The sequence below is a fragment of the Bradyrhizobium sp. genome (genome assembly GCF_035484855.1).
Taxonomy (GTDB): Bacteria; Pseudomonadota; Alphaproteobacteria; order Rhizobiales; family Xanthobacteraceae; genus Bradyrhizobium.
This window is the reverse complement of the sequence record NZ_DATHOP010000099.1, coordinates 1-12,042: the sequence shown is the minus strand read 5'-3', so window position 1 is coordinate 12,042 and position 12,042 is coordinate 1. Positions and strand designations below refer to the sequence as shown.

Sequence of the window (12,042 nt, the reverse complement as noted above, 5' to 3'; positions counted from 1 at the left end):
ATCCCACGTCAGATCGGCGCGCAGAAGAATTGCCGATCTGGCTACATCAATACAACTGGCATCGGCCCCACGGTGGGATAAGATCTCAAACGCCCATCAGCAGACTCGGTCTAACCGAGGACAACCTCCTGAGGCTCCACAGCTAGAGCATGATCCGGAAAAGTGGGAACCGGTTTTCCGAAAAGATCATGCTCAAACAAAAAGATAGAGCGGGATGACGATTCGAAGAAAAGTCATCCCGGTCTGGCGCGCGCCCCGGAATGACGGTAGGTGTGTCTTCCCCCAACGCAACGACATGCCGATGACAGCGACCACAGCCAATCCCTTCGATTCCCAAACGATCCTCGACGGCATCCGCCGCTGGGTCGAAGTCGAGACGCCGACCGAGGCGCCTGACCAGGTCAACAGGCTCGCGACCATGGTCGCCGACGGCTACCGCGATTTGCCTGCCAGCATCGAGCGCGTCGCCGGGCATTCCGGCTGCGGCGATCATCTGGTGGCGCGGTCGTCATGGGGCCAGGATCAGCCCGGAATCCTCGTCCTCAGCCATCTCGATACCGTGCATCCGCTCGGCTTCATCGAGCGCCTGCCGTTCAAGGTCGAGGGCAACAGCGCGTTCGGCCCCGGCATCTATGATATGAAGGGCGGGGCCTATCTCGCCTACCATGCGTTCCGCCAAGTCTGCGCGAGCCCTGAGCGTTCGCCGCTCGGGATCACCCAGCTCTACGTCTCGGACGAGGAGATCGGCAGCCCGACGTCGCGCGCGCTGATCGAGGCCGAGGGACGCAAGGCCAAATATGTGCTGGTGACCGAGCCGGCCCGCGACGGCGGAAAAATCGTCACCGGACGCAAGGGCGTCGCACGCTTCGAGGTCTTTATCAAGGGCGTCCCCGCCCATGCCGGCACCAAGCCCGAGGACGGCCGCAGCGCGATCCGCGAACTCGCCAACGTCATCCAGACACTGGATGCGATGAACGATCGCAAGCGCGGCGTCAGCGTCAATGTCGGCGTCGTCAGGGGCGGCACAAGGCCGAACGTCATCGCGGAGGAGGCCTATGCCGAGGTCGACATGCGCGTTCCCACCATCGCCGACGCCGACGAACTCGTTCCCAAGATCCTCGGCCTGAAATCGCGCAGCGACGGCGTCAGCGTCAAAGTGACCGGCGAATTGAACCGGCCGCCTTACGAGAAGGGCAATGCGGGGGCTGCGCTTTACGAGCATGCCAGGACCATCGCCGCGGAGATCGGCTTCAATCTGGTCGACACCAAGACCGGCGGCGGCTCCGACGGCAATTTCACCGCGCCGCATACCGCGACCCTCGACGGCCTCGGCGTCGACGGCAAGGGCGCGCATACCCATTACGAGCAGATGTACATCTCCTCGATCGAGCCGAGAACGCGGCTGCTCTATCGGCTCTATCAGACGCTGCGATGAGCGTTCGCGATCCGGCGAAGCTCGATGCATCGCCCGACGACGGCGCCGCCCATCCGCACGGTTCGTTCTTCGGCCGGCGCAAGGGCCACAAGCTGCGCGCCCATCAGGCCGACCTGATCGAGCATCTGTTGCCGCGCCTTGCGCTCGACATCACCGGGCCGAGCCCGCCCGATCTCGCCGGCCTGTTCGATTCCAGAGCCGATGCCGTCAGGCTCGAAATCGGATTCGGCGGCGGCGAACATCTGGTCGCGGAGGCGCGCGCCTTTCCGGACTTGGGCTTCATCGGCTGCGAGCCTTATGTCAACGGCATGGCGAAAATCCTGACCCGGATCGAAGCGCACAACATCACCAACATCCGCCTGTTCGCCGGCGATGCCGCCGAGTTCCTGGCATGGGCGCCGCCGCGTTCGCTCCGGCGAATCGATCTGATCCATCCCGATCCCTGGCCGAAGCGACGGCACTGGAAGCGGCGCTTCGTGCAGGACGCAAGCGTGGCCTCGATGGCGCGCGCGCTGGAGCCGGGCGGTGAGTTTCGCTTCGTCAGCGACATCGACGATTATTGCGCCTGGACGCTCGCGCATCTCGTGCGCTCGCCCGATTTCGCCTGGACCGCGCAGCGCGCCTCCGACTGGAAACTGCCCTGGCCCGACTACACGATGACACGCTACGGCGCCAAGGCCGAGCGCGAGGGACGGAAGGCGACGTATTTGAGATTTCGGCGGAGCGGCTGATCTCACGACCGTCATTCCGGGACGATGCGTCGAACCCGGAATCTCGAGGTTCCGGGTTCATCGCTGCGCGATGCCCCGGAACGACGAGGGACTCCTATGGCTTCATTCCGCGCCCGTCCGCGCCTTCCTGATGTCGGTTGCTTCCCACACCATGCGTTTGCCGCGCTCGCGGCCCAACAATTCGATCGGATCGCGGTTGTCGATGTGACCGAACTGTCCCTTGTAGACGCTGTAGCCGCAGAGTTCCTGCAGCCGTCGCGGAAAGCGACGCGCGGTTTCCAGGGGAATGCCAAGCTGCAGGTTTTCCTGCTGCCGCATCCAGCCCCAGCAATAGGCGCAGGAAAATGCAAAGCGCCTGGCATCGCTGGTATTGGCGCCGCCGCCATGCCAGAGCGCGCTGTCGAACAACATCACGCTGCCGGCGGGCATGGTCGCGGTGACGGCATCGTAATCCCCGCCGTAGTCCGGCGAGGACGCATATCTGTGGCTGCCCGGCACGATCCGCGTCGCGCCATTGTCCGCAGTGAAATCCGACAATGCCCAGATCGCATTGAGCGTGATCGGGATGTGTGGCCGCGGCAGCGGAATCAATTGCGTGTCCTCGTGGATCGGCTGCGCGACCTCGCCGGGACCCAGCACCAGCGAGCAGAACGACGACAGCAGGCATTCCCTGTCGAGCACGCGCTCGACGATCGGCAGCACGTTCTCGTGCAGCGGCACTTCCCAGAACAGATCGTCATGAGTCAGGAGGTTGTTGATCCGGACGGTCTTGAAGCCCTCGAACGAGGTTTTGGCGTAGCCGAACCCATGCTCGCGCTCGATGCGTTCCAGCGCCGCTTTCAATCCCTCGACCAGCGCGGGATCGGCGGCGCGTTCGATCACGGTGTAGCCGTCATCGCGGATCTTGTCGGCATGCAACTGAATGTCGGCATCCGTCGGCATCGCCACCCTCCCTGCCGGCGCTGTGCCCGCGCCGGCAATGAATCAGCTTAGCGCGCTGGTCTTTGCATTGGGAGAGGGCTTCGGCTCAGGCCGGTTGGCGGGTCTGCCAGAAATTCACCACCCGCTCGGCGGTCGAAGGCATCAGGCGCGCGAAATTCACGCGCGCGGTCTCGATGTCGGCCGGCGCCGGCACCCGGTGGGGGCCTAATCGCAGCAGGATCAGGGCGCGCACGGTGACCCATTCCAGGCCGATCGTCTTGCCGACGATCAGGATCGGATCGTGGCGGTCGCCGGCGATCAGGCGGTCGAGCGTCGTGATCTTCACCCCCGACATCGCCGAAAGCGCGGCGACCGATTCCTCGTATCTGTGATCCTTGGCAAAACCAAGAAGGGCGGCTTCGCTCAGTTCACCGGCGCTGCGCAGCGCCAGAACCGTGCGCTGCGCCGGAGCGAAGTCGCGGCGGCTCTCGACCACTTCCGGTGCACCGGAAATCTCGGAGATCGCCCGGCTGATCGCGGCCTGCCGGTCCGGCTTGACCAGTTCGAACAGACGGCGGCGGATGACGTCGATCGATCCTTCCAGAAGTTCCTTCAGATGCTGCTTTGGGAGATCGTCGCGCTGCCCCACGGCCAGCGTCAGAACGGCGTCCTGGCCGGCGCGCTTGATCAGGACGGAATATCCGGTTGACGAAAACTCGGCGCCCGAATTGCCGGCGGCGCGCCTGACCACCTCGCGGTCGCCGCGGCGTACGATGACGTCGGTGAGGTCGGGCGAAAGTTTTGGCCGCTCCGACATCGCCAAGAGATGACCCTGGCCCTTGATGCGCGCGATTTCAATCAGAGCGTCCTCGTCGATGACAGGCGACCGCCGCAGCAGCGGACCGGCGATCAGGATCTCGTTCTCGCGCGCGAGCTGTCCGACCAGGCCACGGGGCGCGTTGCCGAGCAGCGACAGCCGCTCGGCCAGATCGGTACGCGCTTCAATTCCGGTGTGAGGAACGAGATCGATCAGGACGCCGTCGAACAGCTCGATATGGTCGGGCCGCAAATTCGCGGCCGCCTCCAGGAACAGCTCGGCGATGCGGCTCGCGGCCTCGGCGCGGCGGCTGGGATCGCCATGCCTGACGATTTCATCGAGCCCGGGGATCAGCGAGGTGGCGATCGTCATGGAACTCACTCAAAACCCAATGCAAAGGCGGGTTTTGCAGGCAATCTAGGGGGGCTTGATGAAGGAAGGGTTAGGTTTGAAAGCGCCCCCGAAAGGCCCGCTAAAATCACGCTTTGCGGCCCTGCGGGCCTTGCCGGCTCGGGAGAAAACCGCTATATCAGCCGCAACTTATGGTTCTCATACGATCGCGTATTGAGAGTGGGCCCCCCGGGACCCGCTCTTTTTTATTACCTGAACCGACCCGACCGCAATCGGCGGCGCCGGGCGCGGCTCGGGTATCGCGGCCGGACCGCCATTGAAGGCCCGGCCCCAACCCAATGCAGTTGGACCGACCGAAATTAGACCGCCAAAAGGCAAATCTTGACGCTGGATATGTCCGATCCGATCACTGGTTCCGTAGACACCGAACTGCTGGCCGAGCCGCGCCTCGTGGTCGAGCCCGGAGCGGCGGCGCGGGTATCGGCGGTTGCGGGCCCGGTGCTGCAGGGAATGGGCTACCGGCTGGTGCGGATCAAAATATCGGGCGAGGCCGGCTGCACCGTCCAGATCATGGCGGAGCGGCCCGACGGATCGATGCAGATCGAGGACTGCGAGGCGATCTCGCGGGCGCTGTCGCCGGTGCTGGACGTCGCCGATCCGATCGATCGCGCCTACAGGCTGGAGGTTTCCTCGCCGGGCATCGACCGGCCGCTGGTGCGCCGGTCCGATTTCGAGCGCTACGTGGGCCATCTCGTCAAGATCGAGATGGCGGTGGCGTATCAGGGCCGCAAGCGGTTCCGCGGCACGCTTGGAGGCGTCGAGGGCGATGCGGTGCGGCTGCATCGCGATGACGCGCGCGCGGGCGAAGATGTCGATGTGTCGTTGGTCATGGAAGATATCGCCGAAGCCAGGCTGGTTCTGACCGACGAGCTGATCGCCGAATCGATGCGGCGCGGCAAGGCCGCGGAGCGCGAGCTGCGCCGCAATCTCGGGCTGGAGCCGCCGCCACCGCCGCACGCACAAAAGCCCGACCTTTCGAAGAGCAACAAGCCGAAGCCGAAATTGAAGCCGAGCAAACCCGCACCGAAAAACACCAAGGAACACCGTCTCGCCGCCGAACGACTGCGTCGGGGCGAGATCGATCCCACCAGAGGAGACTGAGCCATGGCAGCTGTCAGCGCCAACAAACTCGAACTGCTGCAGATCGCGGACGCGGTCGCGCGGGAAAAATCCATCGACCGCAGCATCGTGATCGAGGCGATGGAAGACGCCATCGCCAAGGCGGCGCGCGCCCGCTACGGCAGCGAGACCGACGTCCATGCCGAGATCGACGCCAAGAAGGGCGAGTTGCGGCTGTCGCGCCACATGCTGGTGGTCGAACAGGTCGAGAATTCGGCCAACCAGATTTCGCTGGAAGACGCGCGGAGAGCCAACCCCGGCGCGCAGATCGGCGACACCATCGCCGACACCCTGCCGCCCTTGGAATATGGCCGCATCGCCGCGCAATCCGCCAAGCAGGTGATCGTGCAGAAGGTGCGCGAGGCCGAGCGCGACCGGCAATACCAGGAATTCAAGGACCGCATCGGCGACATCGTCAACGGCATCGTCAAGCGCGTCGAATATGGCAGCGTCATCGTCGACCTCGGCCGCGGCGAGGCCATCATCCGCCGCGACGAGATGCTGCCGCGCGAGGTGTTCCGCAACGGCGACCGCGTCCGCGCCTATATTTTCGACGTGCGGCGCGAAACCCGCGGACCCCAGATCTTCCTCTCCCGCACCCATCCGCAGTTCATGGCAAAGCTGTTCGCGCAGGAAGTGCCGGAAATCTATGACGGCATCGTCGAGATCAAGGCGGTGGCTCGCGATCCCGGCTCGCGCGCGAAAATCGGGGTGATTTCCAGGGATTCCTCGGTCGACCCGGTCGGCGCCTGCGTCGGCATGCGCGGCTCGCGCGTGCAAGCCGTGGTCAATGAATTGCAGGGCGAGAAGATCGACATCATCCCGTGGTCGCCCGATATCGCGACCTTCGTGGTCAACGCGCTGGCGCCTGCCGAGGTCGCCAAGGTCGTGATCGACGAAGAGCGCGAGCGGATCGAGGTGGTGGTGCCCGACACCAATAACCAGCTGTCGCTGGCGATCGGCCGGCGCGGCCAGAACGTGCGGCTCGCCTCGCAGCTGACCGGCTGGGACATCGACATCCTGACCGAGCAGGAAGAATCCGAACGCCGCCAGGCCGATTTCGAGAACTCCACCCGGGTGTTCATGGAAGCGCTGAACGTCGACGAAGTGGTCGGCCAGTTGCTGGCCTCGGAGGGTTTTACCTCGGTTGAGGAACTGGCGATGGTCGACGCCAAGGAATTGGCCGGCATCGAAGGTTTTGACGACGAGACCGCCAACGAGCTGCAAAGCCGGGCCCGCGAATATCTGGAACAGCTCGAAGGCGAGCTCGAAAACAAACGTAAGGAGCTCGGTGTGGAAGATGCATTGAAGACGGTGCCCGGCGTGACCTCGAAGATGCTGGTCAAGTTCGGCGAGAACGAGATCAAGACGGTCGAAGACCTCGCCGGATGCGCCACCGACGATCTGGTCGGCTGGACCGAGCGCAAGGAAGGCGGCGAGCAGACCAAGCATCCCGGCATCCTCGATCCCAACGAAGTCTCGCGCGACGAGGCCGAGAACATGATCATGCAGGCCCGCGTCATCGCCGGCTGGATCACGGAAGCCGATCTCGCCAAGAGGACCGAGGCCGAGGCCCCCGAAGATCAGCCGGTTTAACGCGCGTGTTCCGCAAAAGTGGTCCCCGGTTTTGCGACCAGAACTCGCGCAGATGATAGGAGCCATGTCAGCCGCATGCTCGCCATCGCCGACCCCGATCTCGACAACGGACCGCGGACCGACAGGTCCGCGACGCTGCGGATGTGCGCGGTCACGCGCGAGGTGCGGCCGATCGATCAGCTGATCCGGTTTGTGGTCGCGCCTTCCGGAGAGGTGATCGCGGATCTGAAGCGCAAGCTTCCCGGCCGGGGGATGTGGGTTTCGGCCTCGCGGGCGATGGTTATGGAAGCGGTCCGGCGTCACCAATTCCGCAAGGGATTCAAGCGCGATGTCCGGGTTTCGCCGGCGCTCGCGGTCGACACGGAAGCCTTGCTGGTGCAGAGCAGCATCGACGCGCTCGCCATCGCCGCCAAAGCCGGCCAGGTGATTTCCGGCTTCGGCAAGGTGGAGGACGCCCTCAAGTCGGGGCCGGCCAGGACCTCGGTCGGGGCACTGATCCATGCCGCGGACGGGGCCATGGACGGAATCCGGAAACTGGACGCCATGGTCCGGCAAAATGGCGGGATTAACGACGAATCGAACCCGTTCCCGGTGGTCACGGCGCTGACTTCGGAACAATTGGATTTGGCATTGGGCCGGTCAAATGTGATACATGCTGCCCTGCTCGCGGGCCCGGCGAGCAAGACGTTCCTGTCGCGCAGCCAGCTCCTGGTCCGATACCGGATGGCAGACGACGACAAGACGGCCGGCCATGCGACCAAGAATTCGCCGATACCGACGGTGCGGACACGCACCACTTGAACAGGATTAGGACTGCTGAATGGTTGATAAAGCGCCTGGCGACAGGAAATTGAGTGTCCCGAACAAGACCTTGACGCTCAAGCCGCGCGTCGAGACGGGCACCGTGAAGCAGAGCTTCAGTCACGGCCGCACCAAGCAGGTCGTGGTTGAAAAGCGCGGCAAGCGCCGCATCGGCGGCGATGCTCCCGCAACGGAGACGCATGCCCCCGAGCCGGTCCTCGCCAAGGCCGCGCCCGCGGCAGCACCTGCCGCCAAGGCGCCGCTCGCCCGTCCGGCGGCGCCGCCGGCTCCACCGCGCAGCAGTTCGGGCGTGGTGCTGCGCACGCTGACCGAGGATGAGCGTTCGGCACGCGCCAGCGCACTCGCCGACGCCAAAGTCCGCGACATGGAAGAGCGGAAGCTCGCCGAAGAGGAAGCCAGGCGCCGCAACAGCAAGGAAGGCATCGAGCAGGCCGAGCGCGAAGCCGCCGAAGCCCGTCGCAAGGCCGAGGAAGAACGCCACCGGGCGGACGAGGAAGCCAAGCGCAAGGCCGAACTCGAGGCCAAGAAACGCTTTGGCGAGGCCGAGGCCAAGACCGCGGCCGCGGCCCGCGCCGCATTGCCCGCGGCCCGCGCCCCCGGTATCGCCGCCGACATTTCCGATGAAGACGAAGGTCCGCGCCAGGTCCGTCGCGGCCCCGGCGGCGTCGTGCGTGCCGCGGCCCCGCCGAAGACGACCGCCAAGCCGTCGCCGCAGAAGCAGCGCGGCCGGCTGACGCTGGTCACCGCGCTCAACGCCGACGACGTGCGCGAACGCTCGATCGCATCGTTCCGCCGCCGCACCCAGCGGCTGAAGGGCCATGCCTCGAACGAACCGAAGGAAAAGCTGATTCGCGAAGTGGTGATCCCGGAAGCCATCAATATCCAGGAACTCGCCAACCGCATGTCCGAGCGCGCGGTCGACGTCATTCGCCTGCTGATGAAGCAGGGCGCGATGCACAAGATCACCGACGTGATCGACGCCGACACCGCGCAACTGATCGCCGAGGAACTGGGCCACACCGTCAAGCGCGTAGCCGCCTCCGACGTCGAGGAAGGCCTGTTCGACGCGGTCGACAATTCCACCGACACCGAGCCGCGCTCGCCGGTCGTAACCGTGATGGGCCATGTCGACCACGGCAAGACCTCGCTGCTCGACGCGCTGCGCCACGCCAATGTGGTGTCGGGCGAAGCCGGCGGCATCACCCAGCACATCGGCGCCTATCAGGTGACCTCGCCGGAAAGCGGCAAGAAGATCACCTTCATCGACACCCCCGGCCATGCCGCGTTCACCGCTATGCGCGCGCGCGGCGCCAAGGTCACCGACATCGTGATCCTGGTAGTCGCGGCCGACGACGGCGTCATGCCGCAGACGGTCGAGGCGATCCATCACGCCAAGGCGGCCAAGGTGCCGATGATCGTGGCGATCAACAAGATCGACAAGCCCGACGCCCGCCCCGAGCGCGTGCGCACCGAACTGCTGCAGCACGAGGTCCAGGTCGAATCGCTCGGCGGCGACGTCGTCGACGTCGAGGTTTCGGCCAAGAACAAGACCAATCTCGACAAGCTGCTGGAAATGATCGCGCTGCAGGCCGAACTGCTCGACCTCAAGACCAATGCCGAGCGTCCCGCCGAAGGCACCGTGATCGAGGCCAAGCTCGATCGCGGCCGCGGCCCGGTCGCGACCGTGCTGGTACAGCGCGGCACGCTGCGGGTCGGCGATATCGTGGTAGCCGGCGCCGAGATGGGCCGCGTCCGCGCGCTGATCAACGATCAGGGCGCCACCATCGACGAAGCCGGACCGTCGGTGCCGGTCGAAGTGCTCGGTTTCAACGGGCCACCGGAAGCCGGCGACCGGCTTGCGGTGGTGGATAACGAGGCCCGGGCCCGCGAAGTCACCAGCTACCGCGCCCACCAGAAGCGCGAGAACGCGGCCGCCTCCATTTCCGGCATGCGCGGCTCGCTCGAGCAGATGATGTCGCAGCTGAAGACCTCGGGCCGCAAGGATTTCCCGTTGATCATCAAGGCCGACGTGCAGGGCTCGCTGGAAGCGATCCTCGGGTCGCTGGAAAAGCTCGGTACCGAGGAAGTCGCCGCCCGCATCCTGCATGCCGGCGTCGGCGGCATCTCGGAATCCGACGTGACGCTGGCGGAAGGCTTCAACGCCGCCATCATCGGCTTCTCGGTTCGCGCCAACAAGGAGGCGGCGGCAGCCGCCAAGCGCAACGGCATCGAGATCCGCTACTACAACATCATCTACGACCTGGTCGATGACGTGAAGAAGGCGATGTCTGGCCTGCTCGCGCCGACGCTGCGCGAGACCATGCTCGGCAATGCACTGATCCTGGAGGTGTTCAACATTTCCAAGGTCGGCAAGGTCGCCGGCTGCCGCGTCACCGACGGCACCGTGGAACGCGGCGCCAATGTCCGCCTGATTCGCGACAACGTCGTGGTCCACGAAGGCAAGCTGTCGACCTTGAAGCGCTTCAAGGACGAAGTGAAGGAAGTGCAGTCCGGCCAGGAATGCGGCATGGCGTTCGAGAATTACGGCGACATGCGGGTCGGCGACGTCATCGAGTGTTATCGCGTGGAGACCATCCAGCGCAGCCTGTGAGTTCGAGCCTTACAGCTTCGCAAGACCAGCAATATTTGTCGTCATGCCCGGGCTTGTCCCGGGCATCCACGACTTAAAGCCATCCCGCTCGAAGGACGTGGATGGCCGGGACAAGCCCGGCCATGACGATTTTGTTTTCGAAAGACGACGATGCCCCGGCACCACAAGAAGAGTTCCGCCCCCGGCGGCTCGCAGCGTCAGTTGCGTGTCGGCGAAACCGTGCGCCATGCGATCGCGGATATTCTCGCACAAGGCAGCGTGCATGACCCGGAACTCGAGGGCCATATCATCACGGTTCCCGAAGTCAGGATGTCGCCCGACCTGAAACTCGCGACCATCTACGTGATGCCGCTCGGCGGCCGCGATACCGAGGTCGTGATCGCGGCGCTGGAGCGGAACAAGAAATTCCTGCGCGGCGAGATCGCGCGGCGCGTTAACCTAAAATTTTCGCCTGATGTTCGCTTCCGGGCAGACGACCGATTCGATGAAGCGGAACGAATAGAGAAATTACTGCGAACACCTGCGGTGCAAAAGGACCTCGCGCCCAATTCGCCGGATTCGGAAGAGTGACCTGATGATTGCACCTACCGCAAACGGCGTTTTCGACCCGCCAAACGCTGATTCGCTCGACATTGAAAAAAATAATTTTGCCGCGCCCAACCCGCCCCGCTCGAACAATGATCCGCGCGATCCGGACCAGCGCGGCGGCAAGCAGGGCCGCCAGAACAACCAGCCGCGGCGCGACAAACGCGACGTCCATGGCTGGGTGGTGCTCGACAAGCCGATCGGCATGACCTCGACGCACGCGGTCGCGGTGGTGAAGCGGCTGTTCCAGGCCAAGCGCGCCGGCCACGCCGGCACGCTGGATCCGCTCGCCTCCGGCGGCCTGCCGATCGCGCTCGGCGAAGCCACCAAGACGGTTCCCTTCGTGATGGATGGTCGCAAGCGCTATCGCTTTACGGTCTGCTGGGGCGAGGAGCGCGATACCGACGATACCGAGGGCCGGGTGGTCAGGACCAGCGAGACCAGGCCCTCGGCAGAAGCGATCCGGGAACTGCTGCCGCGCTTCACAGGGTTAATCGAGCAGACCCCGCCGCAATATTCCGCCATCAAGGTCCAGGGCGAGCGCGCCTACGACCTGGCGCGCGACGGCGAGACCGTCGCGCTGCAGCCGCGGCCGGTTGAAATTTTCCATTTATCCCTTATGGAACAACCAGATAATAGCCATTCCGTGTTCGAGGCCGAGTGCGGCAAGGGGACCTATGTGCGGGCGCTGGCCCGCGACATCGGCCGTCTATTGGGCTGCTTTGGCCATATCTGCGCGCTGCGCCGGACCCTGGTCGGCCCGTTCGGCGAGAAGGACATGATTCCGCTGGAACAGTTGGAGGCTTTGTGCGATAGAGCCGCGTCTGGCGAGGGCAGCCTCGCCGACGCGCTATTGCCCGTTGAGACCGCGCTGGACGACATCCCGGCACTGGCCGTCACACGGGCGGATGCGGCAAGGCTCCACAGGGGCCAGGCCGTTTTGTTGCGCGGACGGGATGCGCCCAATTGTAGCGGCACAGTCTATGTCACGGTG

10 protein-coding genes and 1 pseudogene are annotated in these 12,042 nt (G+C 64.8%); 9 read left to right on the top strand and 2 right to left on the bottom strand.

From position 1 onward, the window contains the following. The 3 genes and pseudogenes from VK804_RS11700 to trmB all read left to right on the top strand — a co-directional run. Positions 1–146: pseudogene (locus tag VK804_RS11700) on the top strand (IS481 family transposase); the annotation flags it as partial. Between the two features lie 155 nt (positions 147–301). Continuing rightward, a complete protein-coding gene (locus VK804_RS11695; RefSeq protein WP_325370972.1) occupies positions 302–1,435 on the top strand; it encodes a M20 family metallopeptidase in 1,134 nt (377 codons plus the stop codon). Next, entirely contained in the window at positions 1,432–2,166 is a 735-nt protein-coding gene (gene trmB, locus VK804_RS11690; protein WP_325370971.1) for a tRNA (guanosine(46)-N7)-methyltransferase TrmB, read from the top strand. Before VK804_RS11695 ends, trmB begins: the two co-directional genes overlap by 4 nt. A 102-nt stretch (positions 2,167–2,268) precedes the next feature. Here trmB and VK804_RS11685 read toward each other — a convergent pair whose 3' ends face one another. Continuing rightward, positions 2,269–3,108: a phytanoyl-CoA dioxygenase family protein gene (locus VK804_RS11685; protein WP_325370970.1), complete on the bottom strand. Its 840-nt coding sequence runs from the start codon at positions 3,106–3,108 to the stop codon at positions 2,269–2,271. 85 nt (positions 3,109–3,193) lie between these two features. Next, positions 3,194–4,276, bottom strand: a complete 1,083-nt coding sequence (locus VK804_RS11680; protein ID WP_325370969.1) for a DUF2336 domain-containing protein — start codon at positions 4,274–4,276, stop codon at positions 3,194–3,196. Between the two features lie 372 nt (positions 4,277–4,648). Here VK804_RS11680 and rimP point away from each other — a divergent pair, with 372 nt between their 5' ends. From rimP to truB, 6 genes are all read left to right on the top strand, one after another. Further along, entirely contained in the window at positions 4,649–5,416 is a 768-nt protein-coding gene (gene rimP / locus VK804_RS11675) for a ribosome maturation factor RimP (RefSeq protein ID WP_325370968.1), read from the top strand. Positions 5,417–5,419: 3 nt separating this feature from the next. Beyond that, entirely contained in the window at positions 5,420–7,030 is a 1,611-nt protein-coding gene (nusA, locus tag VK804_RS11670) for a transcription termination factor NusA (RefSeq protein ID WP_325370967.1), read from the top strand. 75 nt (positions 7,031–7,105) lie between these two features. Then, positions 7,106–7,831 (top strand): RNA-binding protein, encoded by a 726-nt coding sequence (locus VK804_RS11665; RefSeq protein ID WP_325370966.1) that lies wholly within the window; start codon positions 7,106–7,108, stop codon positions 7,829–7,831. A gap of 19 nt (positions 7,832–7,850) precedes the next feature. Then, on the top strand, positions 7,851–10,463 hold the full coding sequence (gene infB, locus VK804_RS11660; protein WP_325370965.1) for a translation initiation factor IF-2: 2,613 nt from the start codon (positions 7,851–7,853) through the stop codon (positions 10,461–10,463). Positions 10,464–10,613: 150 nt separating this feature from the next. Continuing rightward, complete coding sequence (gene rbfA / locus VK804_RS11655) at positions 10,614–11,033, top strand: 30S ribosome-binding factor RbfA (RefSeq protein ID WP_325370964.1); 420 nt, start codon at positions 10,614–10,616, stop codon at positions 11,031–11,033. A gap of 4 nt (positions 11,034–11,037) precedes the next feature. After that, positions 11,038–12,042: tRNA pseudouridine(55) synthase TruB (truB, locus tag VK804_RS11650; protein ID WP_325370963.1), on the top strand; the 1,005-nt coding region annotated here is incomplete at its 3' end.

What these genes read in the sequence shown, in the direction of transcription:
- nusA (WP_325370967.1), top strand. Translation starts at nt 5,420, where the DNA reads ATGGCAGCTGTCAGCGCCAACAAACTCGAACTGCTGCAGATCGCGGAC.
- VK804_RS11695 (WP_325370972.1), top strand. Translation starts at nt 302, where the DNA reads ATGACAGCGACCACAGCCAATCCCTTCGATTCCCAAACGATCCTCGAC.
- VK804_RS11665 (WP_325370966.1), top strand. Translation starts at nt 7,106, where the DNA reads ATGCTCGCCATCGCCGACCCCGATCTCGACAACGGACCGCGGACCGAC.
- VK804_RS11680 (WP_325370969.1), bottom strand. Translation starts at nt 4,276, where the DNA reads ATGACGATCGCCACCTCGCTGATCCCCGGGCTCGATGAAATCGTCAGG.
- VK804_RS11685 (WP_325370970.1), bottom strand. Translation starts at nt 3,108, where the DNA reads ATGCCGACGGATGCCGACATTCAGTTGCATGCCGACAAGATCCGCGAT.
- infB (WP_325370965.1), top strand. Translation starts at nt 7,851, where the DNA reads ATGGTTGATAAAGCGCCTGGCGACAGGAAATTGAGTGTCCCGAACAAG.
- trmB (WP_325370971.1), top strand. Translation starts at nt 1,432, where the DNA reads ATGAGCGTTCGCGATCCGGCGAAGCTCGATGCATCGCCCGACGACGGC.
- rbfA (WP_325370964.1), top strand. Translation starts at nt 10,614, where the DNA reads ATGCCCCGGCACCACAAGAAGAGTTCCGCCCCCGGCGGCTCGCAGCGT.
- rimP (WP_325370968.1), top strand. Translation starts at nt 4,649, where the DNA reads ATGTCCGATCCGATCACTGGTTCCGTAGACACCGAACTGCTGGCCGAG.